At 53.2% G+C, this 25,834-nt stretch carries 21 protein-coding genes and 2 tRNA genes; 14 read left to right on the forward strand and 9 right to left on the reverse strand.

The window, feature by feature from the left end:
- Nucleotides 1-124 precede the first annotated feature (124 nt).
- The 6 genes from rpsA (at nucleotide 125) to FFI61_RS13435 (ending at nucleotide 6,057) form a co-directional block, all read left to right on the forward strand.
- Nucleotides 125-1,819 (forward strand): 30S ribosomal protein S1, encoded by a 1,695-nt coding sequence (gene rpsA / locus FFI61_RS13410; RefSeq protein ID WP_200204364.1) that lies wholly within the window; start codon nucleotides 125-127, stop codon nucleotides 1,817-1,819.
- Between the two features lie 132 nt (nucleotides 1,820-1,951).
- Nucleotides 1,952-2,248, forward strand: a complete 297-nt coding sequence (locus tag FFI61_RS13415; RefSeq protein ID WP_100640373.1) for an integration host factor subunit beta — start codon at nucleotides 1,952-1,954, stop codon at nucleotides 2,246-2,248.
- Between the two features lie 67 nt (nucleotides 2,249-2,315).
- Nucleotides 2,316-2,618, forward strand: a complete 303-nt coding sequence (locus FFI61_RS13420) for a LapA family protein (RefSeq protein ID WP_200204366.1) — start codon at nucleotides 2,316-2,318, stop codon at nucleotides 2,616-2,618.
- Nucleotides 2,618-3,787: a lipopolysaccharide assembly protein LapB gene (lapB, locus tag FFI61_RS13425; RefSeq protein ID WP_200371089.1), complete on the forward strand. Its 1,170-nt coding sequence runs from the start codon at nucleotides 2,618-2,620 to the stop codon at nucleotides 3,785-3,787. Before FFI61_RS13420 ends, lapB begins: the two co-directional genes overlap by 1 nt.
- A gap of 70 nt (nucleotides 3,788-3,857) precedes the next feature.
- Nucleotides 3,858-4,568, forward strand: a complete 711-nt coding sequence (pyrF, locus tag FFI61_RS13430) for an orotidine-5'-phosphate decarboxylase (RefSeq protein WP_200204370.1) — start codon at nucleotides 3,858-3,860, stop codon at nucleotides 4,566-4,568.
- 298 nt (nucleotides 4,569-4,866) lie between these two features.
- Nucleotides 4,867-6,057, forward strand: coding sequence for a hypothetical protein (locus FFI61_RS13435; RefSeq protein ID WP_200204373.1), 1,191 nt, complete (start codon nucleotides 4,867-4,869; stop codon nucleotides 6,055-6,057).
- Between the two features lie 105 nt (nucleotides 6,058-6,162).
- Here FFI61_RS13435 and FFI61_RS13440 read toward each other — a convergent pair.
- Both FFI61_RS13440 and FFI61_RS13445 read right to left on the reverse strand, forming a co-directional pair.
- A tRNA-Asn gene (locus FFI61_RS13440) sits at nucleotides 6,163-6,238 on the reverse strand.
- Between the two features lie 69 nt (nucleotides 6,239-6,307).
- Nucleotides 6,308-7,492 (reverse strand): pyridoxal phosphate-dependent aminotransferase, encoded by a 1,185-nt coding sequence (locus FFI61_RS13445; RefSeq protein WP_200371091.1) that lies wholly within the window; start codon nucleotides 7,490-7,492, stop codon nucleotides 6,308-6,310.
- 213 nt (nucleotides 7,493-7,705) lie between these two features.
- On the opposite strand from FFI61_RS13445, the gene uvrB reads away from it, so the two are divergent.
- Nucleotides 7,706-9,766, forward strand: a complete 2,061-nt coding sequence (uvrB, locus tag FFI61_RS13450) for an excinuclease ABC subunit UvrB (RefSeq protein WP_200204550.1) — start codon at nucleotides 7,706-7,708, stop codon at nucleotides 9,764-9,766.
- A gap of 18 nt (nucleotides 9,767-9,784) precedes the next feature.
- On the opposite strand, the gene FFI61_RS13455 is transcribed toward uvrB, so the two are convergent.
- A complete protein-coding gene (locus FFI61_RS13455) occupies nucleotides 9,785-10,909 on the reverse strand; it encodes a GNAT family N-acetyltransferase/peptidase C39 family protein (protein WP_200371477.1) in 1,125 nt (374 codons plus the stop codon).
- Nucleotides 10,910-11,112: 203 nt separating this feature from the next.
- On the opposite strand from FFI61_RS13455, the gene FFI61_RS13460 reads away from it, so the two are divergent.
- On the forward strand, nucleotides 11,113-12,612 hold the full coding sequence (locus FFI61_RS13460; RefSeq protein ID WP_200371097.1) for a RimK family protein: 1,500 nt from the start codon (nucleotides 11,113-11,115) through the stop codon (nucleotides 12,610-12,612).
- Between the two features lie 34 nt (nucleotides 12,613-12,646).
- Here FFI61_RS13460 and FFI61_RS13465 read toward each other — a convergent pair whose 3' ends face one another.
- On the reverse strand, nucleotides 12,647-13,810 hold the full coding sequence (locus tag FFI61_RS13465; RefSeq protein ID WP_200204381.1) for a cation diffusion facilitator family transporter: 1,164 nt from the start codon (nucleotides 13,808-13,810) through the stop codon (nucleotides 12,647-12,649).
- A gap of 355 nt (nucleotides 13,811-14,165) precedes the next feature.
- Here FFI61_RS13465 and FFI61_RS13470 point away from each other — a divergent pair, with 355 nt between their 5' ends.
- A complete protein-coding gene (locus FFI61_RS13470) occupies nucleotides 14,166-15,185 on the forward strand; it encodes a quinone-dependent dihydroorotate dehydrogenase (protein ID WP_200371099.1) in 1,020 nt (339 codons plus the stop codon).
- Between the two features lie 188 nt (nucleotides 15,186-15,373).
- On the opposite strand, the gene rmf is transcribed toward FFI61_RS13470, so the two are convergent.
- Complete coding sequence (gene rmf / locus FFI61_RS13475) at nucleotides 15,374-15,586, reverse strand: ribosome modulation factor (RefSeq protein ID WP_200204386.1); 213 nt, start codon at nucleotides 15,584-15,586, stop codon at nucleotides 15,374-15,376.
- 318 nt (nucleotides 15,587-15,904) lie between these two features.
- Between rmf and rlmKL the strand changes: the two genes are divergently transcribed.
- Nucleotides 15,905-18,079 (forward strand): bifunctional 23S rRNA (guanine(2069)-N(7))-methyltransferase RlmK/23S rRNA (guanine(2445)-N(2))-methyltransferase RlmL, encoded by a 2,175-nt coding sequence (gene rlmKL / locus FFI61_RS13480; protein ID WP_200371105.1) that lies wholly within the window; start codon nucleotides 15,905-15,907, stop codon nucleotides 18,077-18,079.
- Nucleotides 18,080-18,107: 28 nt separating this feature from the next.
- Here rlmKL and FFI61_RS13485 read toward each other — a convergent pair whose 3' ends face one another.
- Together FFI61_RS13485 and FFI61_RS13490 are read right to left on the reverse strand one after the other, a co-directional pair.
- Complete coding sequence (locus tag FFI61_RS13485) at nucleotides 18,108-18,716, reverse strand: outer membrane beta-barrel protein (protein ID WP_200204399.1); 609 nt, start codon at nucleotides 18,714-18,716, stop codon at nucleotides 18,108-18,110.
- 82 nt (nucleotides 18,717-18,798) lie between these two features.
- A complete protein-coding gene (locus FFI61_RS13490) occupies nucleotides 18,799-19,284 on the reverse strand; it encodes a hypothetical protein (RefSeq protein WP_200371106.1) in 486 nt (161 codons plus the stop codon).
- A gap of 136 nt (nucleotides 19,285-19,420) precedes the next feature.
- Between FFI61_RS13490 and FFI61_RS13495 the strand changes: the two genes are divergently transcribed.
- Nucleotides 19,421-20,710 (forward strand): M18 family aminopeptidase, encoded by a 1,290-nt coding sequence (locus tag FFI61_RS13495; protein ID WP_200371107.1) that lies wholly within the window; start codon nucleotides 19,421-19,423, stop codon nucleotides 20,708-20,710.
- A 67-nt stretch (nucleotides 20,711-20,777) separates the two neighbouring features.
- Here FFI61_RS13495 and FFI61_RS13500 read toward each other — a convergent pair.
- Nucleotides 20,778-20,853 (reverse strand) — tRNA-Asn (locus FFI61_RS13500).
- Nucleotides 20,854-20,926: 73 nt separating this feature from the next.
- On the opposite strand from FFI61_RS13500, the gene FFI61_RS13505 reads away from it, so the two are divergent.
- Nucleotides 20,927-21,892 (forward strand): YheT family hydrolase, encoded by a 966-nt coding sequence (locus tag FFI61_RS13505; protein WP_227714928.1) that lies wholly within the window; start codon nucleotides 20,927-20,929, stop codon nucleotides 21,890-21,892.
- Between the two features lie 6 nt (nucleotides 21,893-21,898).
- Here the strand turns inward: FFI61_RS13505 and FFI61_RS13510 are convergent, their stop codons facing one another.
- Nucleotides 21,899-22,528: an arylesterase gene (locus tag FFI61_RS13510; protein ID WP_200204410.1), complete on the reverse strand. Its 630-nt coding sequence runs from the start codon at nucleotides 22,526-22,528 to the stop codon at nucleotides 21,899-21,901.
- Nucleotides 22,529-22,586: 58 nt separating this feature from the next.
- Between FFI61_RS13510 and FFI61_RS13515 the strand changes: the two genes are divergently transcribed.
- Together FFI61_RS13515 and FFI61_RS13520 are read left to right on the forward strand one after the other, a co-directional pair.
- Nucleotides 22,587-23,306 (forward strand): ABC transporter ATP-binding protein, encoded by a 720-nt coding sequence (locus FFI61_RS13515; protein ID WP_265092139.1) that lies wholly within the window; start codon nucleotides 22,587-22,589, stop codon nucleotides 23,304-23,306.
- Nucleotides 23,306-25,792, forward strand: coding sequence for an ABC transporter permease (locus FFI61_RS13520; RefSeq protein ID WP_200371108.1), 2,487 nt, complete (start codon nucleotides 23,306-23,308; stop codon nucleotides 25,790-25,792). Before FFI61_RS13515 ends, FFI61_RS13520 begins: the two co-directional genes overlap by 1 nt.
- The last annotated feature ends 42 nt before the right edge of the window (nucleotides 25,793-25,834 follow it).

Consider the following 25,834-nt stretch of genomic DNA (forward strand, 5'->3'; position numbering starts at 1 on the left):
CTTTTTGTCGTTGAAATACCGGGAGCAGCGTAATCTGCCAGCCGCTGGCTGATTCCGGAATTTATTAACAGACCGTGTTGCTGGCGACACGGAGCATACTTGCATTGAACCTATAGGACTCATAATGAGCGAGAGCTTTGCGGATCTTTTTGAAGAAAGCCTAAAAGAAATTGACATGAAACCAGGTTCCATCGTCCAGGGAACCGTAGTTGATGTTGATAGCGACTGGGTCACAGTTAACGCCGGGCTGAAGTCCGAAGGTGTTATCCCCGCCTCCCAGTTCCTGAATGAAAAAGGCGAGTTGGAAGTAGCTATTGGCGACGTAGTCGACGTAGCACTGGATGCAGTGGAAGATGGTTTCGGTGAAACCCGTCTTTCCCGTGAAAAGGCCAAGCGTGCTGAATCCTGGAAGGTACTCGAGAAGTCCTTCGAAGCGGAAGAAGTCGTCAAAGGTATTATTAACGGCAAGGTTAAGGGTGGTTTCACCGTTGATCTGGCTGGTATTCGTGCGTTCCTGCCGGGTTCCCTGGTAGACGTTCGTCCGGTTCGCGACACTGCGCACCTGGAGAACAAGGAGCTCGAATTCAAAGTTATCAAGCTGGACCAGAAGCGTAACAACGTGGTTGTTTCTCGCCGCGCCGTTCTGGAAGCTGAAAACAGCGCCGAGCGTGAAGCTCTGCTCGAAACCCTGACAGAAGGTCTGTCAATTCAGGGTATCGTCAAGAACCTGACCGACTACGGCGCGTTCGTAGATCTGGGCGGTGTTGACGGCCTGTTGCACATTACCGATATGGCTTGGAAGCGCATCAAGCACCCGAGCGAAATCGTAAACGTTGGTGACGAGATCAACGTTAAAGTACTGAAGTTCGATCGTGAGCGTAACCGTGTATCTCTGGGTCTGAAGCAGCTGGGTGAAGATCCCTGGGTTGATATCAAAGGCCGTTACCCTGAAGGTACCAAGGTTACTGCACGTGTAACCAACCTGACCGATTACGGCTGCTTTGCCGAGCTGGAAGAGGGCGTTGAAGGTCTGGTTCACGTATCTGAAATGGATTGGACCAACAAGAACATCCACCCATCCAAAGTCGTTAATGTTGGCGACGAAGTGGGCGTGATGATTCTGGACATCGATGAAGAGCGTCGTCGTATCTCCCTGGGTATCAAGCAGTGCGTATCCAACCCATGGGAAGATTTCTCCGGCAACTTCAACAAGGGCGACCGCATCTCCGGTAAGATCAAGTCAATCACTGACTTCGGTATCTTCATCGGTCTGGACGGTGGCATCGATGGTCTGGTTCACCTGTCAGACATCAGCTGGAACGAAACAGGCGAAGAAGCCGTTCGTGAATACAAGAAGGGCGACGATGTTGACACCGTTATCCTGTCTGTAGATCCCGAGCGTGAGCGTATTTCCCTGGGTATCAAGCAACTCGAAAGCGATCCGTTCGCCGAGTTTGTTCAGCTGAACGATAAAGGCTCTATCGTCAAGGGCACTGTTTCCGCCATTGATGCCAAGCAAGCTACTATCGCTCTGAACGACGAAGTTGAAGCGATTCTGAAAGCTTCCGAAATCAGCCGTGACCGCGTTGAAGATGCGCGTAACGCTCTGAAGGAAGGCGAAGAAGTCGAAGCCAAGATCATCAGCATCGACCGCAAGAACCGCATCATCAACCTGTCTGTCAAGTCCAAGGACGTTGAAGACGACAAGCAGGCTATTGATACAGTGCGCAGCAAAACTGCAGAAACTTCCTCCGGTGCGACCACCATTGGCGATCTCATCAAGGAGCAAATGCAGCAGCAGAACGCCAACAAGGACTAATATCCGGTTGGTAAGAAAAAAACGGGCTCTAAGAGCCCGTTTTTTTTGTGTTTTTTTCTGATTTAGCTAAACTGAGGGAGTGGGAATTCGGCAATCATTGGCCGAATAAATAAGAAAAGAGGGAAGTGCCTCATGACGAAGTCAGAACTGGTCGAATTAATTGCCTCGAAACAAACGCAGCTCTCGGTTAAAGATGTTGAGTTGGCGGTAAAAACAATTATTGAGCATATGTCCCAGTCGCTTGCTAACGGACAAAGAATCGAGATCCGGGGGTTTGGTAGCTTCTCCCTTCACCATCGCGCCGCCCGTACCGGTAGGAATCCGAAAACCGGAGAGGCTGTGCAGTTGCCAGCAAAGTATGTTCCTCACTTCAAGCCCGGCAAGGAACTTCGTGAGCAGGTGAATGACAGTTTGAAGCAGGGTTTTTAGGCTTTTCATCTCTGAATTGAAACACCTATAATTCGGACACTTATCAGCGTTTGGGAGAGCTAAAGCTATGGCAGGATTACAGAAGATCCTTTTGATTCTGTTGGTACTGGTCCTGGTATTGCTGGCGCTTGTGTTCTCCCTGAATAACCAGATGGCGGTTGCTCTTAACTTTCTGGTATTTGAGACCAAGCCCCATGGTGTCGCCGTCTGGATTATCATGTCGTTTGTTATCGGTGCGCTGGTTGGAATACTGATCACCATTCTCGCCACATTCCGCACATCGATTTCCCGCAAGACTCTTCAGAAACGACTTGGTCGCGCCGAACAGGCATTGGAAAAATCCAAGGCCCAGAACGACCAGGCTATTTAATGGACATAGTGTTTCAGTGGCTACTGTTGACTGTTGCAGTTGCCGTTGGCTGGTTTGTCGGCCGGCTGGGTAATGGTCGTAGCCGGGCCCGAACAAAGATTGCCGATGAAGACTCTGTCAAAGATCGGTTGCAGTTTCTATTCACGAATTATTCAGATCAGGCCGTCGATAATTTTGTGCAGTCGTTGGCTGTAAACAAGGATACCGTAAGTCTCCACCTCTCTATTGGCAGGCACTTTCGCAACAAAGGCGAAACGGATCGAGCCATTCTCGTGCACCAGAATTTGCTCGCAAGGCCTGAACTGCACCCCCGGTTCTCCCCCCAGGTAACGCTTGAGCTTGCAATGGATTTCCTGAATGCCGGCTTGTTGGACCGAGCTGAAGCGTTATTGCAGCAGTTGATGGGAGATCGGGAGTACGGCCGAAAAGCTGCACAGCAACTCATCGAGCTTTATCAGCAAGAGCGGGAGTGGGGCAAGGCTGCAGATGTAGCTCGAGCCCTGACCAAAAATGATGCAGATCCCGGGATGTTCAAGGACCTTGCTTATCTTACCTGTGAGTTGGCGGAAAAGGCACTTGTGAAGGATGACCGCTGGGGCGCTCAGAAGCTTGCCAAAGAGGCGCTGGATTACGACCGCTCCTGTGTTCGCGCTACATTGATTTTGATGAAGATTCTGGTCCGGCAGGGCAGCTATCGAGATGCGGGTAACCAGGGGTTGAAAGTCTTTGATCAAAACCCGGATTTTGGGCCAGAAGCCATTGATCGCCTTATGAAGCTTGAACACGAGCATGGAGATATTGGCAGGCTGGTCAAAAAATTACGTAAATTATACGAGGCCTACCCGAGTACCAGCTTGCTATTGGCTCTGGTAGAGTCGGTAGAGCGAGTTGCAGGCCGCCCTGCCGCAATCGAGCTGCTGCGCATGGAACTGGAAATACGCCCGAGCATGAGAGGTCTGTTACGGCTTGTTGAGATGGCAGGCTATGAAAAGGGTATGACCACTGACGAAGGGCGCCTCGTTAGTCGTATCGGTCTCATGATTCTTGCCAACAGGCCGGTTTACCGTTGTGTAAGCTGCGGCTTCTCGGGGCAGCAGCTGCACTGGCTGTGCCCCAGCTGTAAACAATGGGAGACAGTTCGTCCCATACAGGGCGTTGAGGCTGAGTAGCTTTGTTCCCTGTTTTCAGTTTTTAACATCTACCTTCATTCTTTATCAAAACCTCGCAGGACATACCAACGTGCAAACTTCGAACGACCCCAATATCATCGTTGCTCTGGACTTCCCCTCTGCAAACCCGGCGCTGGAGCTGGCAGATAGGCTGGATCCGGCAAAGTGCCGGTTAAAGGTTGGCAAAGAACTTTTTACGCGCTCCGGCCCTCAGCTGGTTGAAAGCTTGCAGAAGCGCGGTTTTGATGTGTTTCTGGATCTGAAATTCCACGATATCCCTAACACGGCCTCGTCAGCTGTCGCTGCTGCTGCAGATCTTGGCGTGTGGATGGTAAATGTGCATGCGTCTGGTGGTGAGAAAATGATGTTGGCTTGCCGCGAACGTCTGGAGTCGTTTGGTAAGGATAAGCCGCTGCTGATCGCTGTAACGGTTCTTACCAGTATGGGCGCTGATGATCTTGCCGGTATCGGGATAAGCAGTTCTCCCGAAATCCAGGTTTCCCGCCTGGCAACCCTGACCCGTAACTGTGGTCTTGATGGTGTTGTCTGTTCTGCGCAGGAAGCAAGCAAGTTGAAAGCAGAGCAGGGTATCGACTTCAAGTTGATTACCCCGGGTATTCGGCCCTTAACCGCCGATAAGGGCGATCAGCAGCGCATCATGACTCCCCGGGATGCCCTGGCGGCTGGTTCTGATTATCTCGTTATAGGCCGGCCAATTACGCAGGCTGCCGAGCCATTTGCTGCACTAGAGGCGATTTACGCAGATGTGGCCGGAATCTGACCCGTCTAACCTGTTGTAACTCTGGTGGTTATTCGATCTGAGTAAAAGTCATTCATTTTAGGTCAATCATATTGGGCCAGTACTGGTCAACCCCTTAACCCCGACATTAGTCGGGTTTTTTTTGATTTATGACAAGTGTCACACTTCCTGCTTGGATCTGCTGATAGAGTCAACTGTAAGAATTAACAAAAAGCAAAAACTAACGGCGCCGAAGTGAATTAGTTCGGCGCAGCGCGAGCACCACTCACCCTTTGATGAGCCGTCAAAAATAACAAAACGGCCGCAGTGGGATTCCAAAATGACCAGATTTTTTTCAATGGCTGTTCTGTCAGTGTTTCCCATGGTTGCCCATTCAGAGTTAAGTCCAATTTCTGACGAGGCGCTTTCAGAAGTCACGGGGCAGGCATTCGTATCCGTTGATCGGCAGTACCATCCGGATGCAAACGACTCCACCGCCTATACGCGCGTGAACCTTGGAATGGATATAGAGGTCCAGACCAACGTTGATGTGCTTGAGTTGGGGCGTTATGAGCGAGCTGGTGAAAAACCGGGGTCTTCGGATGTCTATATTGAGGACTTTGCGCTTGGGTATATCAACAATCAAGCGTATTACAGTGCAAACCCTGCTATGCCCAGGCAACGAAAGGCTGATGGAAGCGCCTATGCGCAGGGTGAGATTGTTCCTTTTACTATCAGTGACCCGTTTTTCGAGCTCGCCCAGGATGAGGTTACCCGCGAAATTTTGGGTTTTAGAATTGGTTTTGGTGATGCGATGGGTGTGCTTTCAGGATCGATTAAGAGCCTGACGGGTAACGTGAACATTGAGATTCTGGATCGCGGTGAGGGGCTCAAAAATGCGGAATCCGATGGCAGTTTCGGTGACTCCCTTATCGTTGCGCTCGCCCCTTACCTGACAAGTGGTGACCCTCTGTACGCGAAAGCCCAGCTTGTTCATGGTGAAGGTCCGGATATTGGTTCGCTGGACCCGCTGCGAGCTGAGTATGCAGGTATTCCGGATGGGGAAAAGATTGTTATCAAGGATGTGGCAGGTATCACTCGCGGACTTCTGAGGCTTGTAGGTGGTACGGCGAGCTCCACTATTGATTTTGTGAACCCGGGCTGCGGCTTGTTCTGTGGAAAAGGCGATGTTGAGGTTACTGTTCAGGATTGTAAGGCGCTAGGTATCGGCGTCTGTTTCAGGCTTGATAGCTACAACAGCTTCCCTATAGGTGAGATTAGTGAGGTGGGTGGAGAACCCCGTTTAACGGGGCCGGTGGATGGTGTATTCATGTCTTTCCAGACAAAGGATCTGGAGTGGCTTAAAGATGTGAAGAAGGGAAACATTACTCCCCAGGATTTTATTCGCACAACCCAGGGTGCGTTCTTCAATATTCCTAACGGTGCAACAGTTGTAAATCTGGAACAGGCGCTTCACGGCATTCCCCGTTTGCGTACTGAGCATATTGATCGCGGTTTGGGGTTATTCTAGGTAGCGGGCTTTGCTGTGCGGCAGGGCAGCTTGGCTCGGAACGAAGCGCCAAGCGATAATAAGAAAAAACCCGCTAACTCATAGAATTAGCGGGTTTTCAAATAGTGGCTCCCCGAGCTGGGCTCGAACCAGCGACAAACGGATTAACAGTCCGTTGCTCTACCAACTGAGCTATCGGGGAACGTCGTCATGTGACGAGGCGCGTATATTAAGATTACGCCACGGCCTCGTCAACCCCTTACCGAAGTTTTTAGCCCAAAGCCTTCTGCAACCGCTCAATGGCCTTTTCCAGATTATCCATGCTCGTCGCAAAACTCAGGCGCATGTGGCCAGGGCAACCAAATGCAGAGCCCGGAACCAGTGCAACACCCGCTTCGCTCAGCAGCTTCTCTGCGAACTCCACATCGTTGCTGACACCTTCGGTGGCATCAATTGCTGCCTGGAAGCTTGGGAACACGTAGAAGGTGCCGTCGCCTTTCAGGCATTCAACACCCGGCAACTTGTTCAAAGCAGCTACCAGCCAGTCATGACGCTTTTCGAACGCCTTGACCATCTCTCCCACGCATTCTTGCGGGCCATCCAGAGCGGCCTGTGCTGCGGCCTGGGAAATGGAGCAAGGGTTTGAGGTGCTTTGAGACTGAATTTTCTTCATTGCCCCAATGGTTTTAGCGGGGCCTGCAGCATAACCGATACGCCAGCCCGTCATGGAATAAGCCTTGGATACACCGTTGAGAACAAAGGTGCGATCGTAAAGCTCGGGGCAAGCATTGAGAATGTTGCAAAATGGCTGACCCGTCCAGAGGATAGGCTCGTACATATCATCAGTAGCGATCATGATGTTCGGGTGCTTTTTCAGCACCTCGGCAATGGCCTTCAGCTCTTCCATGGTGTAAGCCATGCCACTGGGGTTGGAAGGGCTGTTGATCACGAACAAGCGTGTACGCTCGGTGATGGCACCTTCCAGTTGTTCCGCAGTGATCTTGAATCGGGTGTCTGCTCCGGTTTCGATGATAACCGGCTTGCCTTCAGCAACCAGAACCATATCCGGGTAGGATACCCAGTAAGGCGCGGGAATAATGGCCTCGTCGCCAGCATTCAGAGTCGCCAGGGCAAGGTTGAAAAAGCTCTGTTTGCCACCACTTGATACGAGTATCTGGTTGGCTTCGTATTCCAGGCCGTTGTCCCGTTTGAATTTCGCAATGATTGCTTTCTTTAAGGCTGGCGTACCATCAACAGCTGTGTACTTTGTCTGGCCACTTTTGATGGCCTCAATGGCTGCCTGCTTGATGTGCTCCGGGGTATCGAAATCCGGCTCGCCTGCACCAAGGCCGATGATATCCTGGCCCGCTGCGCGCAATTCGGCAGCTTTGTTGGTGACCGCGAGGGTGGGGGATGGCTTGATTGCCTGTACTCGGCTGGAAAGTTGAAGGTCCAAACTTGCGCTCCTTAAAGCTGCATCTGATAGGTCCGTGACCGGCGGGGTGTCTGAATCCTTGCCTTATGGCGGCTGATTTTCGCCCAGCCGTCGATCGCGTTGATGGTACCATGAAGCTGGCGTAACAATAAATTTCTCTCTTGGGCCAAGTCTTGCAACCGTAAGATATGGCTGGGATTCGTAGTTTGTATGAGTGGAGGTTGTGTGCCGATTATGGGCAGTAACGATTCCAGCAATTCAGGTAAAGAAGGCGTCTTCATTGTTGACTCGCCATTTGAGCCCGCAGGCGACCAGCCAAAGGCTATAGAAGGCCTGATTGACGGCATTCATTCGGGATTGGCAAGCCAGACATTGTTGGGCGTTACCGGCTCGGGCAAGACGTTTACCGTAGCTAAGGTGATTGAATCGGTACAACGTCCGACCATTGTCATGGCTCATAACAAAACCCTGGCTGCGCAGCTCTACGGCGAATTTCGCGAATTTTTCCCCGATAACGCCGTGGAATATTTCGTGTCTTACTACGATTATTACCAGCCAGAGGCCTACGTTCCGTCATCTGATACATTTATTGAGAAAGATGCCTCTATTAACGAGCACATCGAACAGATGCGGTTGTCCGCCACAAAAGCACTGCTTGAGCGTCCGGATGCGATTATCGTGGCAACGGTATCTGCAATCTATGGTTTGGGTGATCCCAAGTCCTACCTGAAAATGATGTTGCATCTGGATAGGGGCGACAAGATAGACCAGCGGCATATTCTGCGCCGGCTGGCTGAGTTGCAATACACCCGCAACGACATCGAATTCCATCGGGCCAATTACCGGGTGCGGGGTGATGTTATCGATGTGTTTCCGGCGGAATCGGAAAAGGAAGCTGTGCGCATCGAGTTGTTTGATGAAGAGGTGGAAAACCTCAGTTATTTCGACCCGCTTACAGGCGAAGTGCTCCGACGGGTTCCCAGGGTTACGATCTATCCCAAGTCGCACTATGTCACACCGCGGCAGACGATTCTGGATGCCGCGGAGCGAATCAAGGTGGAGCTGGACGAGCGCCTGCAGCAGCTCCGGGACAACAACCGCCTTGTGGAAGCCCAGCGGCTCGAAGAGCGAACCCGCTACGATATGGAGATGATGAACGAGCTGGGCTATTGCAACGGCATCGAGAACTACTCTCGCTACCTTTCAGGCAGGGAGCCCGGCGAAGCCCCTCCAACACTGTTTGATTACCTGCCGCCGAATGCGCTGCTGGTTGTTGATGAATCCCACGTGACCATTCCGCAAATCGGTGCCATGTACAAAGGCGACCGCTCCCGGAAAGAAACCCTGGTGGAGTATGGGTTCCGCTTGCCGTCTGCGTTAGATAACCGGCCCATGCGGTTTGACGAATGGGAGCGCATCGCGCCCCAGATGATCTTTGTGTCAGCCACACCCGGCAATTACGAAGCCGAACATGCGGGGCAGGTGGTAGAGCAGGTTGTGAGGCCCACTGGCTTGTTGGATCCGGTGATAGAGGTTCGCCCGGCATCAACACAAGTGGACGACCTGCTTTCTGAAATACACTCCCGGGTAAAGGTAGACGAGCGGGTTCTGGTCACCACGCTGACCAAACGTATGGCAGAAGATCTGACGGACTTCCTGATGGAGCACGATATTCGTGTGCGTTATCTGCACTCGGACATAGACACGGTTGAGCGCGTAGAAATTATTCGTGACCTGCGCCGGGGTGAGTTTGATGTGCTAGTGGGCATCAACCTTCTGCGTGAAGGGCTGGATATGCCGGAAGTATCGCTGGTGACCATTCTGGATGCCGATAAAGAAGGCTTTCTGCGCTCTGAGCGAGCATTGATCCAGACCATCGGCCGGGCCGCCAGAAACCTCAATGGTAAAGCCATTTTGTACGGCGACCGCATTACCGGTTCCATGCAGCGTGCTATTGATGAAACGGATCGCCGGCGTGCCAAACAGCAAGAGCATAACGAGGCCCACGGCATCACACCTCAGGGTCTTAACAAGAAGGTTGCGGACATCATGGAGGGTGCCGGCGGCGGAGGTCGTGGCCGGCGTAAATCCAGCCGGCCCGGTGATATGGCGGCTGAAGAGGCTGAACAGTATCGAACCCGTGTTGGCAGCCGTTCGCCACAGGATTTGCTCAAGGAGGTGACACGCCTTGAGGACGAGATGTACAAAGCTGCTGCCGAACTCGATTTTGAGGCTGCCGCCCGCTTGCGGGATGAAATATCCGGCCTTAAAGAGGCGGCCCTGAGAACCGGTTAAACCGGTTCTCAGGTAATATCAGCGCTTGGGGCCAACAATAACGGCGGCCCGAAGTGGCTGAACGCTGCCGTAGCGTGAAATTTGGCTGAATACCCGTTTATCCACCGGTAAATACTGTTTGTCTGCTACGGTTTCGCCGTCGTCTGCGTCTATTTCCGGATCGTGTAAATACACAAACTGGTCATCTATGGCGCATACCGTAACCCAGTGGGGCACGCGGCTGCGGTTCAGTTGCCAGGTACTGATCAATATGACTGGTATCTGGCCATTTAGCAGGGCCTGTTCCATGGCTTCCAGCGTCAGCGGATCGTGGTGTAACTGTATATCAGTTTGGCCAATATCGTGCAGGAAGCCTTCATGTACCAATTCCAGAACCCGCTTTTTGTCATCGTTGCGAACGGTGTCCCGGAATAGCGGGCCTTCCGTACTGATCCAGATACTGGCTTCAAAGCCGCGTTTCCATGCCGACAGCGCAAGACCATGGGGGCCGCAGCCGCCATGGCCGGCCAGCATGAAGATTGTGGTGGCCTCACGCCAGATTCTGAGTTCTTCCAGGGTGGTGAGTGATTGCTCCTCATCTAGCGCTGCCATGGCCATAATCAATGCGGCCGGGCCACAGGAAAAGTCAGTGGTTTGCGGATAATAGGGTACGGGCAGGAAATCCTGCGTGGGCTCATAAAACAGGATGCGGCGTTCAAAGCGCAGGGCCGTGCCCTGATCTTCGTAATAGTCCCGATAGGTACCAAACTGCCGATAGCCAAGGCGCTTGTACAGGGCAATGGCGCCGCTGTTGTCTTCCCGAACTTCCAGGCGCATGAGAATGCGGCCTGCTTCTGCTGCCTCTCGTTCCGCTGCCTTTACCAGCTTTTCACCAACACCACGGCCGCGCGCTGCTGGCAGCACTGCAATAGAATAGATGCGGGCCATTCGGGTAGCTGCGCTCATCAGGACCAGGCAATAGCCCAGAAGCTCGCTCACGCCCTCATTTTTTGTTTCTGCAACAATCAATCTGTCCCGGGGCATGTCCAGAAAACGCCGAAAGCTTCGGCGGGATAACCTGTCTTCCTTAAAACAGCGATGCTCAAGCTGCAAAAGTGCATTCAGGTCATCACTTGTGGCTTGCCGGAGTTGCAAATCGGACATGTATAAAGCGGCCTTGAGAATATAGGCATGGGGCATGCTGGTAGGCTTCCCGTATGCAGCTATTATGATTGAGAGTAACGAATTGGAAAATACGCTTATTATGAGTAAAAGCACTCATTATCCGTGGATTGTTCCAGCGCCACTGGCGGCGTATTGTTGCGACTTGTTTTCCAGGCAATTATCTCCGGGGAGGAGCGCCTTTAATGTCTCGTTTGCTTATCGTTGTAGACCGCACCAAGGACTGGGCTCCATATTACCCCAGTGAGGATGTACTGACGTTTGATCAGTACCTGCAGTTTTCTGCGCCGGCGAATAGCCGCGTGCGTGTAATAAACCTTTGCCAAAGCGCAAAATACCTGAGCCGTGGTTACTACTGTTCTCTGCTGGCTGAAGCCCGTGGACACCATGTGGTTCCATCAGTGATGACGTTGAACGATCTGAGCCGAAAGGGGTTGTTCTCTCTTGAGTTGGAAGAACTCGATGCCAGTGTCGTCAATTGGCTGGAAGCTGCTGGCTCAGCCATTGACCCGGCCAGCGACGAACGTAACGCTACCCATGAGGTCCGGATTCGCACCTACTTCGGGCAAACCGAACATCCGGATCTCAAGCCGGTGGCGCGGGCCTTGTTTGAGCGGTTTCCTTGTCCAATCCTTGAGATAGTGTTCCGGCGCAGGAAAACCTGGCAGATAGAATCCATGAAGCCCGCCGCCCCTGCAGATCTTAATGAGGCTGATCAGGATGTTTTTGCCACTGCATTCGATCGCTTCAGCAGCATGGTTTGGCGAAAGCCCAGAACCCGCCGCCGCTATCGCTTTGACCTTGCGATTCTGGTGAATCCGGACGAAGAAATGCCGCCCAGTGATGCGGTGGCGCTGAAACGCTTTGAAAAAGCCGGGCGCAAGCTGGGTATTAATGTGGAGCAGATTACGCGTCGGGATTATATGCGCTTGCCTGAGTACGATGGCCTGTTCATCCGTGAAACCACTGCCATAGATCACCACACCTATCGCTTTGCCCGTAAGGCAGAAGCGGAAGGCTTGGTAGTGATTGACGATCCCGCATCGATCCTGAAATGTACCAACAAAGTTTTTCTGGCTGATTTGCTGAAGAACAATAAAATACCTACACCGAAAACGCTGATTCTCTCAAAAGATCAGAAAGATGCAGTGGAGCAGGTGGTTCAGGAGTTGGGCTTTCCGGCCGTTATCAAAATACCGGATGGCGCGTTCTCCAGGGGTGTGACCAAGGCCGAAGATGAGGCATCCCTAAGGGCAGGGTTGAAAGACTTGTTCCGTCAGTCAGCGTTGGTGTTGGCACAAGAGTACCTTTACACAGATTACGACTGGCGTATCGGCGTACTGGGCGGGCGGGCTATCTATGCATGTAAATACATGATGGTGAAAGGTCACTGGCAGATCTATCAACATGGCGAATCAGCAAGTGAGAGCGGCGGGTTTGAAACCATGCCCACCTATGAAGTGCCGAGAAATGTTATTCAGGCGGCGTTAAACTCCACCCGACTGATCGGTAACGGGCTCTACGGTGTGGATATCAAACAGTCTGGAAACCGGGTTGCCGTTATTGAAGTTAACGATAACCCGAGTATTGATGCGGGTGTTGAAGACCTGTTTCTCGGCGGCGAACTTTACACGCTGATCATGCAGGAATTCCTTTCCCGAATGGAAGAGAATCGCCGCCGTTAATGGCCTTTAAAGTGAAGGATGCCGGGTGGCCCGTTTACAGGCCGGCCACCCAGATTCTTACACTGCCAAACCAGGGATAAGCTTCCAGATGCTGCCGGACGTTTTCAGGTGTGAAGACCGCCTCCGGGTCCTGCTCATCCAGAAAAATCTCCATATGCAGCTTGTTTCTCAGGTAATGAAGTCTTAGCCGGCTACGCTGTGGGATTTCCCCAAGGTGTTCCGCAATGATGCTTGCCACTTCTGCACGGGAGGGCAGTTGTTCTGTGGTTGCAAACTCATGATCTTCGTCGTTCTCGGCATCAATATGAAAGTTGATGTCGAGAATGTTATCCAGAGCGTTGCGCATTCCGGCGACCACTTGCATGCCTATCTGATGGCCTTCGGACACGCTGATTTCAGGGCGCACCACCAAGTGAATATCCAGAAGAATATCCTGCCCCATGCGTCGACTGCGAAGTTCATGTACGTTCAGAACGCCGTCAGTCTCCCGCGCTATGGTTTTCAGCATTTCGGTATCGTCGGGCGATAATCCTGTGTCTACAAGCTCCTGAACGCTGTCCCAGGTAAACTTCCAGCCAATGTGAATAATGATTACCGCAATTGCCACGGCCGCGAGCATATCCAGCCATACAAATCCAAGCATGGCACCGGCGGTTGAAGCCAGAACCACCAGGGAAGAAAGGGCGTCGGTGCGGCTGTGCCAGGCATTGGCGATAATCAAATCCGAGCGGATGGCCAGGCCGACATGCTTGGTGTAGCGGAAAATCCACTCCTTTCCCACTACAGAAATAGCTGCGGCGACCAGCACCGGCCATTCGGGAATGTGGTCAACATCGCCTTCAATCAGCCTGAGGGTGTTTTCCCAGGCAAGGGCTGCACCCACTGCAATCAGGATGCTGCCGAGTACCAGGGTGCCAAAGGTCTCTATGCGCTGATGGCCGTAAGGGTGACAGTCATCGGGTTCCTGGCGGGAGACTTTCATTACGCCCAGCACAACAACGTCGGATGCTACATCCGTAAACGAGTGAATGCCGTCAACCAGAAGAGCTTGGGAATGAAAAAGGGTACCGCCGATGACCTTGATGATTCCAAGGAAGGCATCAAGGATCATTCCTATAATGGTAACCCGGGAAGCTGCTTTCACTTCAACCGCCAGGTTGTCGCGGTTGCGTTGGGCTGGTGAAACGGGCTGTTGCATTGAAAAAAACTCCGAAAATTTCCGCATTCCTGCTTGATTTATACACATCATAGCAGTAGTGCCTTTGAATGACAGTTTGTTCAGAATCTTTTCTATTTTAAGTGAAATTTAAATAACATGTTGAAAATAAAAGAAAAATAAACTGGTTAAAAAATGATCAATCTGTAGATGGGCGCAGGTTGCAAGGGGTAGGCAAGGATGCTCCGCAATTTTCAACAGGGTTATCCACAGATTCCGTGGAAAAGCTCCCAAGAGCCTAAGTATACAGATGTTTAGCACTGTTGTTTTATGTTACCGGGCCGCTGTGGAAAACTTCCGGTATACTCGCGAGCACGTTTTATTGAGGAGCTTTCAGATGTACGGCGTTATCCGCAACCTGCTTTTCCGGTTACCACCCGAACAGGCTCATGCTGTTGCATTAAATGGCCTGGATCTGGCGCATCGCCTGCACCTGCTGGGTGCTTTTGCACCGAAAACAGAGGTGCTGCCAGTCAATGTGATGGGGCTTGATTTCCCCAACCCGGTGGGGCTCGCAGCAGGGCTGGACAAAAACGCAGATCATCTGGACTCTCTGGGCGCCCTGGGGTTTGGCTTTATTGAAGTTGGAACTGTTACACCACTGGCACAACCGGGTAACCCGAAACCCCGTATGTTCCGCCTGCCAGAGCACCAGGCCATTATTAACCGCATGGGTTTCAATAACGAAGGTTTGGCCCACATGCTGGAGCGAGTAGACAGGCGCAGCTATCGGGGCATTCTCGGGATTAATGTTGGTAAAAACAAAGATACGCCAAATGACGAATCCGAGTCGGATTATCGGAAGGGCATAGCAGCAGTTTATAACCGGGCAGACTACATCACGGTAAACGTATCATCACCGAACACGCCGGGTTTACGGGATCTTCAATTTGGTGATTCACTGAAAGGTCTGCTTCATGCTATTAAGGATGAGCAGCTAAAGTGTCAGAGCCAGCTCGGGCGTTACGTGCCAATTGCCGTTAAAATTGCTCCGGACATGGATGATGCAGGCATAAGGTTTGTGGCCTCCGCTCTGAAAGAAGCCGGGCTGGACGGTGTTGTTGCTACAAATACCACCATAAGTCGCGACGCAGTGGCAGGTCATGTCTATGGGGCCGAAGCCGGTGGTCTTAGTGGTGCTCCGGTCAGAGAGGCATCTTTAAGAGTTATCAAGGGGCTGTATGCAGAGCTTGGTGATGACTTACCCATTATTGGTGTGGGTGGTATTACAGATGGTGAGAGTGCAGCTGAAAAGATCCGTGCGGGCGCTAAACTGGTTCAGTTATACACCGGCTTTATCTACCGGGGGCCTGATCTGATCGGAGAGGCTGTTGAGGCGATTCGAAAGCTCAAATAGATAGGCGGGTGTAGAAACGACAGGCGGAAAACAAGGAAGGGCCCGCAATGCGGGCCCTCACGGGGAGTTAACCCCGTTGCGCTCATCAGCGCATGAGACGGGGCGGGAGGCCCCGTATTGGTTGTGCTGAATACTGCGTCAAATTGTGTGACAAAAGATCAGATTAAGAAGTCGGGGTTTAGCAAATATCACGCGGTGGTGACGTTTGCCATTTTGTGGATACCAGAGACGCCAGTCATGCCATCCCATTGATCTGTGCGGCCTTCTCGCCACCCATTCAACCATTCCTGGCGGACTTCTGCCTGGTCGAGCGGACAGCTGTCTTTGGACTTTCCGGACACGCCAGCGAGGTAACCCCGCTTGAATGCACGAGCGTACATATCTCTTTTCTGTCTTTTCATGCCGTTCCTCACTAATGGATTAACAGAACAAGCGTGTACACTTCTGCAGTGGCTTTGGCATGTGGAATCCACTCCGGGATAACCCACTATTGCCAGCTCCAGCCAGAGCAGTCAGGATCCTGTTAACGAAAGGGAGTTACCCTTTCCGAACGACGCGTCACCTACAAGGTAAGCCGAAGTTCGAGCATAAGTACACTATCGTTTTGATCTAACGGTTCGCTTTTTTTGATCTAAATTGAATAAGCGATTATCTGAAACCTATGAACGCTGCAATTCCCGTGACTTAGCGAGAGTTGCCTAAAGAACCTGGAGTTGAACTTGTCCAAATCTGTATTTTTTGTAAGTTGCCCAAAGGGTGTTGAGTACCTTCTGGCGGACGAGCTCGGCACATTAGGTCTCGGGCTGGTGAGAAACGCACCCGCTGGCGCATGGGTAGAGGGTACGCTTGAGGCCGGATACCGGGCCTGCCTGTGGTCGCGTTTGGCGAACCGGGTGATTCTCCATATTGATGAGGTAGCAGCTACCAGCGCTGACGAACTTTACGATGGCGTTGTCCACCTTGACTGGCAGCAGCACATCCCTGTGGATGGCAGCTTTCGAGTCAACTTCATTGGCGAAAACGAGGAAATCCGTAATACCCAGTTTGGTGCTCAGCGTGTCAAAGACGGAATCGTAGACCGATTTACTATGGGCGGCGGGAAACGCCCTGGCGTTGAAGCAAAAACACCGGATGTAACCGTGTCTGCCCGGTTGCATCGAGGTAAATTGGCATTGGGTATAGACATCAGCGGCCACAGCCTGCACCAGCGCGGCTACCGGACAGAGCAAGGCCTCGCGCCCCTCAAGGAAAACCTTGCTGCTGCTTTGCTGTTGCGTGCGGGCTGGCCTGAAATCGCTGCTGCAGGTGGCGATTTTGTTGATCCAATGTGTGGTTCCGGCACCTTGGTTATTGAAGCCGCCATGATGGCGCTGGATATTGCCCCTGGTCGCCGCCAGGAGCGTTTTGGTTTTGAAAAGTGGTTGGGTCACGAACCCGAAACCTGGCTTTCCCTTCGCCAGGAAGCTGAAAGGCGAGCCTATGAAGGAAAGCAGGGCAGAATACCGAAATTTTCAGGCTTTGATCAGGATGGCAGGGTCATCACGACCGCACGCAATAATGCTCAACGGGCAGGCCTTGATGGGTTACTTGAGTTTCAGGTGCAGCCGATTGAAGAGCTCTCGCTGGGTGAAGATCGGGCAGAAACCGGCCTCGTACTTGTAAACCCTCCTTATGGTGAGCGCTTGAGCGACAGGCAGGCACTGGCCGGTTTATACGAGTCATTAGGTGATGCAGTTAAAGCGGCCGCATCAGGATGGCGTCTGGGCGTGTTTACGGGTGCTCCGGAGTTCGGCAAGTCCATCGGCCTGCGCAGTTTCAAGCAGTACAAGTTGTTTAACGGCAAACTGCCAGCACAACTGCTTCTGTTCGCCATTGACGAGGCGAGTGTACGCACGCCTCGTGAGCCCGGATTACCGGGTGAAGTTCTGCCACGCATCGCGAATGAAGAGCGTGCAGCCATGCTGAGAAACCGCCTGAAGAAAAATATGAAGACCATTGGGCAGTGGGCTCGTAAGCAAAATATTGGCTGTTACCGCCTGTACGATGCGGATATGCCAGAGTATGCGCTGGCGATCGATATGTATGAGGGCAGGGTGCATGTGCAGGAATACGTTGCACCCAAATCCATTGATGAGCGTTCTGCGCGGGAACGCCTGGCTGAAGCACTGGCAGTGATTCCGGAGGCTCTGGGTATTGAGCGGGATCAAATGGTGTGCAAGCAGCGGCAGCGTCAGGCTGGCGTTAGCCAGTACGAAAAGCAGGATGCCAGCGGCGAGTTCTTTCAGGTGCAGGAACACGGTGTCACCCTCAAGGTGAACCTCAAGGATTATCTTGATACCGGGCTATTCCTCGATCATCGCCCTGTGCGCCATTGGATCCAGCAGAATGCTCAGGGTAAGCGTTTCCTGAACCTGTTCTGTTATACCGGTGCTGCGACTGTTCATGCGGTTGCTGGCGGTGCCAGTCGCTCCCTGAGCCTGGATTTGTCTAATACGTATGTTGGCTGGGCTCAGGACAATCTGAGGTTGAACGCGGCAGACCCAAGGAAGCACAAGGTAGAACAGACTGATTGTCTGGCGTGGTTGGCTGCAAAACCCAGGCCCGATCAGGTTTACGATTTGATCTTTATGGACCCGCCAACCTTTTCCAACTCCGCCCGTATGGCGGGTGTATTGGATGTTCAGAAGGATCACGGAAAATTGATCCGGCAGGCCATGGCAAGGTTGAGTTCAGACGGCTTACTGATTTTTTCCAATAACTTCCGACGCTTCAAGCTTGATGAAAATCTGGCCAAAGAATTTGAGGTTGAAGAGGTGAGTGCCAGCACTCTGGATAAGGATTTCCAGAGAAATGCACGGATTCACCGGTGCTGGCATATCCGGCAAAGTGCTTAGTGTTTGCGGCCGGTCACGCTCTTACGCTTTAGAACTCGTATTTGAGGCCGGTAGAGAACTGGAAGATATTGGCATCGGTGCCAGTATCTTTTGACAGCTTTCCGCCTTCAAAAACAAGATAGGTATCGCTGAGTACTTCGACATCCAGGCCTACTACCCAGCCTATGCCAAAACTGCTGTCCGGGAAATCGCCCTCCAGTTCACGGAATTGGGCGTTGCGGGGATCGCCCGGATTGCGAAGCTCTGCGGTTCCTTGAATATACGAGAATCCCGCCTGGCCATAGATATTGGCGTAGCTGGTAACGGGGTAGTGCAGGCCAATATACCAACTGGCAAAGTAATCGATTGAAAGGCTCAGGTCACTGCCTGGCACCTCAGCATCCCGAAAGCCGCTCCCTGCCCGAACCTCTGCGTGAAACAAATCGCTGAGGTGGCCCCCGACTACCAGCGTTCCGCCGCTACCTGTGGCTTCCTCTTTGGATGTCGTGCCAATGGAACGATGATTGAACGCAGTTACCAGAAGGCCAACGTAATGTTTGTCCTCACGGGGCGTTTCCTGCGCCAGGGTAGCCTGAGTGTAGAGCATGCAAGCAGGCACCAGTGAGAGGATCAGGTGCGATCGAACAACATTATTCATTAGTAACGGATTTCCTGACGTGAGCGGTTAGGGGCTGAGTTTGCCTTGTGTAACCGATTGTTACGTCGACCCGTGTCACAGTTTAGTCTTCCTCAAACAGGCCATGTTCCTGAGCCATCAATAGCAGGGCGTACACGCCGTTTTCCGGCAGTTGTGGCTCCAGACTTTCTTCAAACAGCAACTGGCGCCGGCGATCTTCCAGAGCGTCGCTGTCCATGCCAGTAATCAGGTCTGTAATCGGTGCGATCTCGAACGGGGCTTCTTGCTCCATCGCGGTAAAAATAAGATCAATCAGGATTTCGTCCGGATCCAGGCCGTCTACGTATACGGTCTGATCGGGCAAGTCTTGGTGCAGCTCATGAACAAGCTCGATTAATGGCACGCCCTGTTCTGCCAGGTAGTCCAGATCGATGTCGCCCAAGTCGCCGTCTTCTGATAGCCATTCATCCACAGGAGCTATTACCACGGTCTTCATCTGGCCATCTTCCAGCGACCAAGCCATTGCAATTGGAAACAGGGCATCTTCGGTCTGGCAGTACTCGATATCGAGAAATCTTGGTGTCGACATGGCAGGCTCCTTTTAGTGGCTGGCAATCAGTGGGTTCAAGGTTCTAGCGCAGGCGATTAATGTCTGTTGGTCAGGTATGAGGTATCAAGGCTTCATGCCATACTATTGCAATCCATACCATTCTATCAGGGACACCATGGAACAAGCTGAATTCAACAAAGATTTACTGAAATTTCTGAACGCCTCGCCGACGCCTTGGCATGCTGTGGCAACCATGAAAACAAGGCTGGATGCCGCCGGCTTCAAAGAACTGGATGAAAAAGAAGACTGGTCTCTTGCCAGGAATTGCAGTTATTACGTTATCCGCAACGGGTCTTCTATTGTCGCTTTCCGCACCGGGGCAAACGATGCAGTAACATCGGGTATCCGCATGGTTGGCGCTCATACCGACAGCCCGTGCCTGAAAGTTAAACCCAACCCCGAGCTGCGCCGAAAAGGCTATTATCAGCTGGGTGTAGAGGTTTACGGAGGCGTTCTGATGAATCCCTGGTTTGACCGCGATTTGTCGTTGGCCGGCAGGGTGACGTTTCTCGATGGCCAGGGCAAGGTCGTGGATACGCTGGTAGATTTCCGCAAACCGGTGGCCTTTATTCCCAGTCTCGCAATTCACCTGGACAGAGAAGCCAACACCAAGCGCACGGTGAATGCTCAGACGGATCTTCCGCCGGTACTGATGCAGGTGGCTGAAGACGATGCTACCAGCTTTAACGAGCTGTTGGGGCAGCAGATAGCCAGTGAGTCCGGACTCAAGGTACGCAAGGTTCTTGGCTATGAGTTGGGCTTTTATGATGCCCAGGAAGCAGGTTTTGTGGGCCTCCGTGAGGATTTCATTGCATCCGCCCGGCTGGATAACCTGCTGAGTTGTTACATTGGCTTGCAATCGTTGTTGAACACCTCGGGTGATGAGGCTGCACTGCTAGTGTGTAACGATCACGAAGAGGTGGGCAGCGTATCCTCCGAAGGTGCTCAAGGGCCATTTTTGACTGCGGTTCTTGATCGCTGGTGTGGCGCCGGCAAGGCAAAGGCCATTGCACACTCCATGATGATTTCAGCCGACAATGCCCATGGTGTTCACCCCAACTTCATCGACAAGCACGACGAAAACCATGGCCCCATTCTGAACCAGGGCCCGGTCATCAAGGTGAACCACAACCAGCGCTACGCAACCAACAGTCGTTCAGCCGCCGTTTACCGGCATATCAGTGATGAGCTGGGTTTGCCGCACCAGAGCTTTGTGGTGCGCAGTGATATGGGCTGTGGCAGCACCATTGGTCCGCTGACGGCTGCAAACCTGGGCGTAACCACGCTGGATATTGGCGTGCCGCAGTTTGGCATGCACTCGATTCGTGAGCTGATTGGTACTGAGGATGGTTTTACACTGTTTCGGGTATTGACCGAGTTCATGCAGCGCAAGCAGGTATTCTGAAGATTTTTGTACGTCTGAAATGAAAAATGCCGCTGCTTCATACGAAGCAGCGGCATTTCGGAATAAGTGGCTCCCCGAGCTGGGCTCGAACCAGCGACAAACGGATTAACAGTCCGTTGCTCTACCAACTGAGCTATCGGGGAACAGCATCAAGTCGGGCGGCATAGTAGTCGCTTTGAATTACCGGGTCAACCCCCTGATATAAAAGGTCAAAATTTGTACCGCAGTATGGCTCACCAATACCGCCCTCCAGCCTGGCTTCGCAGTGGCCATGTTCAATCCGTGTGGCCGGCGTTGTTTCGCAAGGTACACCTGCAGGATCCGGTAGCGGAAGTGCTCGCAACGGATGACAAAGATGATTTGCATCTGGACTGGTACCGACAGGGCAGCGGGCGCTTGGCTGTCATTTCACATGGCCTGGAAGGGCACAGCCGAAGGCCATACGTGAGAGGGCTGGCCAGGGCGCTTTTGGCCGAAGGCTGGGATGTTTTAGCCTGGAACTTCCGCTCCTGTGGCGGCGTGATGAATCATCAGCCAAGGTTTTATCACAGTGGTGCCACCGAAGACCTGCGACGGGTTGTCGATCATGGTCTGGCACAAGGTTATCAAACAGTGTTTCTTTCCGGTTTCAGTATGGGAGGTAACCTTACGCTGTTGTATCTGGGTGAGCAGAGTGAGCGCGTTGACAGCAGAATCTGTGGCGCAGTGGCGTACTCAGTTCCCTGTGATTTGGCGGGCAGTGCAGACAAACTGGCATTGCCCAGTCGGAAGATCTACATGCAGCGGTTTTTGAAGGATCTTCGCGTAAAAATGGCTGAAAAAGCGCAAAAGTTCCCCGATCTTATTGATGTGTCCGGTTTTGAATCAATCCGGAGTTTTCATGACTTTGATGAGCGCTATACCGCGCCACTGCACGGATTCAAGAGCGCTGAGGATTATTGGGAGCAGTGCTCTGCATTGGGCAAGCTGAGGCATATCCGGGTGCCGGCGCTGATGATTAATGCCGCTGACGATCCATTTTTATCACCCGCGTGTTTCCCGGAGTCGCCATCCGTACTTGGTGCCCACGTGAGCATGGACGCACCCAAGTGGGGCGGTCATGTGGGGTTCGTGGAGCATGGACATGGCGGCTTCTATTGGTCTGAGCGCCGGGCACTGGCATTTTTGCAAGGTGTGGTGTGAGCTGCGTTACTGAAGCAAAGGTTTGAGCACCGGCCATACGTTGTCAAGGAGTATGGGTTGGGCTTCGGCGGTGGGGTGAATGCCATCGCGCTGCATCAGGTTCTTTTGATCGTAGATATTGTCGAGAAAAAAGGGAACCAGAGCGGTGTTGTAGCTGTCTGACAGCGCTGGAAAGATGTCAGCAAACATTTGTGTGTAGCGCTGGCCGTAGTTGGGAGGTATTTGTATTCCTATCAGAATGGCGCGGGCGCCAGCGTTCTGAACATGCCCAACCATGGTTGCGAGGTTGGATTTGATTACATTGGGTGGAAAACCCCGCAGGCCATCGTTACCACCCAGCTCGATAATCACCACGGAGGGGCTATTCTTTTCCAGCAGCTCAGGCAGGCGGCGAACACCGCCATCGGTTGTTTCGCCGCTGATGCTGGCATTTATTACGCGCCAGTTGCCAAGGCCGTTGTTTTGTAAGCGCTCACGCAAGAGTTGTACCCAGGCGGTTTCTGTTGGCACGCCGTAGGCAGCGCTGAGGCTGTCACCCACAATCAGAAGCGTTTGCTGGCTGGCCATCACTGGCACGGCAATGAATGCCAGCAGAATGAATACGATTGATCTTGAATACAGCAGCACTTTATACATAAACAATCCGTATACCTTGATAAATGAACGTGCTTTTTCCGGGAGCCCCGTAAACAAAATGCAGACTACAAACTCCGATAGCCAGCGCCCGATGTTGCGCGTTGAAAACCTGACTCATCGCGTAAGCCTGGAAACAGACACGCTGACGATATTGAAGGCGGTCAGCCTTGAAATCAATCGGGGAGAATCCGTAGCCATAGTCGGCCGCTCCGGTTCCGGCAAAACCACCTTGCTTGGGTTGCTTGCCGGCCTTGATACACCCACCGAAGGCACTGTGGAGCTAGATGGCGCCATTATAAGCCGGTTAAGTGAAGATGAGCGGGCCCAATTGCGTGCTCATCGGGTGGGATTCGTATTTCAGTCATTCCAGTTGCTGCCGGCGTTGACCGCTTTGGAAAACGTGATGCTGCCACTGGAGTTGGCAGGTATGGAAGCGCCGGAAAAGCGTGCCCGTGAATTGCTTGAGCGGGTTGGGCTTGGTGAGCGGCTTACCCATACCCCTCGGCAGCTATCTGGCGGTGAACAGCAGCGGGTGGCCATTGCCAGGGCCTTTGCCTCTGACCCGGCCATCCTGTTTGCCGATGAGCCGACTGGCAACCTGGATAACCGCACGGGGCAGGAAATCTCTGATTTGCTGATGGCGTTGAATCAGGAGCAGGGCACCACACTGGTGATGGTTACCCACGATGAACAGCTGGCGGCGCGCTGCTCCCGGCAATTTCATATTGAGGCGGGCGAGTTGACTGAGCCAGTTGCTCAGGTGGAGCTTGCACACTGATGGCTGCTGCAAAAAAGCTCATGTCGGTGCGCCGCGACTGGCGCGAGAGAGATGTGCGGGTGGTGCTTGCGGCGCTTATTATCGCCGTCGCTACGGTAGCCACCATTGCCCTGTTTGCCAGCCAGTTGCAACGCACCCTGGTGTCTTCTGCCAGCTCATTCCTGGCAGCAGACAGGCAACTCGAAGCTGAAAACGGCCGCCCCGTGCCCGAGCCCTGGATTACTGAAGCCATGGATCGCGGGTTGGAAACAGGCCGCATGGTGGAGTTCTCCACCATGGTGTTTGGTAGCGATGCCTTTCAGCTTGTGTCGGTAAAAGCGGTCAGCAACGAGTACCCGTTGCGTGGCGAGCTTGAGATCCAGGGGCCGTCAGAAGGTTCGCGGGTTCAAGTGCAAAATGGCCCGGCGCCGGGCGAAGTGTGGATCAACCCCAGGCTTTTGAGGCTGTTGGATATTCAGGTTGGCGATACCCTCGAAGTCGGTAGCCGCAAGCTGACAGTGTCGGGCCTGGTGCTGCGGGAGCCGGACGGCGGGTTTAGCCTCTCTGCACTGGCACCCCGAGTGATGATGCACGTGGACGACGTGGCGTCGACCGGCGTTCTGCAGGAAGGTAGCCGGGTAAAATACGTTTACCTCTTTGCCGGCGAAGAAGCATCTCTCGAATGCTATTATCAATGGCTGCAACCTCAACTGGAGCCCAGTCATGAGTGGGAAGGAGTGCGCGACGGTGAAACCTTTTCACGCTCGCTTGATCGCGCTGAGAGCTTCCTGCTGTTAGGCGGCAGCCTTGCGGTCTTATTGGCCGCTGTGGCGGTGGCTGTTGCCAGCCGACAGTACGCACTTTCCCAACGCGACACCGTGGCACTACTCAAAACTCTGGGCCTTGGCAGTTCCGGCATCGGCCGGCTTTACCTCAAGCGGCTTGGGCTCTGGGGTGTGACTGGTATGGTCGGCGGCCTTCTGGTGGCCTTGCCGCTGTTCTGGATACTCACCCGATTACTCAGTGAAGCATTGGAAAGGCCTGTGCCGTTTCAGCTGGATTCAGCGGCACTCACGCCAGCGCTTTTAACAGCGGTCGTTTCATTGTTTGCCTTTGCATACCCACCTATCAGGCGGCTCAGAAACGTGCCGGCCATGCGCGTATTGCGCAGCCAGCCAGGCGAAACAGGGCGCGAAGCACTGCCTGACATGCTGATTGCTATTGTGGCCGTGTTTGGCTTGGTGTGGCTGTATGCGGGTGAAGTGTCTTTGGTGATTTCCCTTCTGGGAGGCCTTGCCTTGCTGTTGGGCGCTTTGGGCGTACTGGGTTGGGTGCTTGTGGCAACCCTTAGAAAGGTTCGAGGTGGCGGGCATGCCTGGCGCCTGGCGCTGGTTGGGTTGTACCGGCATCGCCGTGCCAGCTTGTCGCAAATTGCCGTATTTGCCATGACGCTCATGCTGGCAACAACACTGATTCTGGTGCGCACCTCCTTGCTGGACGACTGGCAAGCTCAGCTTCCAGACGATGCGCCCAATCACTTTCTGATCAACATTGCTCCGGATGCAGTGGATGAGGTTGCCGCCTACTGGGAAGAGCGTGGTCAGCCTCTGGACCAGCTATACCCCATGGTGCGTGGGCGGTTTACCGAACTGAACGGTCAGCCGGTAAAAGAAGTGGTGAGCAAGGACCAGCGGGTAGGTGCCCTTAACCGGGAACTGAACCTTACCTGGATGCCCTCGCTACCGGCTGACAACGTTATTGTGGAAGGCAGTTGGTTCGAGGAAGGCCAAACCGACGGTGTCTCCGTGGAGGCAGATCTGGCGGCCGCGCTTGATTTGGCGCTGGGTGATGAACTCACGTTCACCATTGGCTCCGACAAGGTCAACGCAACGGTCACCAGCATTCGCACGGTTCAGTGGGACAGCATGAAGCCCAACTTCTATATGGCGTTTCCTCCGGGCGGGGCTCTCACCAATATGCCCGCCACCTGGATAACCAGCTTTCATCTGCCAAGAGACCGTAAAAGCGAGCTGAATGAGTTTTCCCGGCGTTTCCCGACAGTGTCGCTGCTGGAAATCGACAATATTATTGAACGCATACAGGAAATTGTGCGGCAGGTTACCCAGGCCATAGAGGCGATTCTGGTGTTGATACTGGCAGCAGCCCTGGTGGTGATGGCTGCGGTCGTCAGCGCCACGCTTCAGGACCGGCAGCGGGAAGGCGCACTTTTGCGCACCCTTGGCGGTCGTCAGAGCCTGTTGGTGCGCAGCACTATGCTGGAGTTTGCCTTGCTTGGTGGCTTTGCAGGCATTCTTGGGGTGGCAGCGGCAGAAGCGGCGGTATGGGCGTTACAGTTCCGGATGTTTGAGGGCGCCTTCAGCTGGCACTGGCAAGTTGTTCTACCTATACCGATAATCAGTGCAGTGGTGCTTTCACTGTTTGGGCGCTGGCAACTTCGGCCAGTGTTGAGTGTTTCGCCTATGCTACTGCTAAGGCGCCTCGAGTGAGGTGATGCCTCCTGTACATGGATCTTTTGTTTCAGGGGGCGC

The organism is Marinobacter sp. DY40_1A1 (genome assembly GCF_016597815.1).
Taxonomy (GTDB): domain Bacteria; phylum Pseudomonadota; class Gammaproteobacteria; order Pseudomonadales; family Oleiphilaceae; genus Marinobacter; species Marinobacter xiaoshiensis.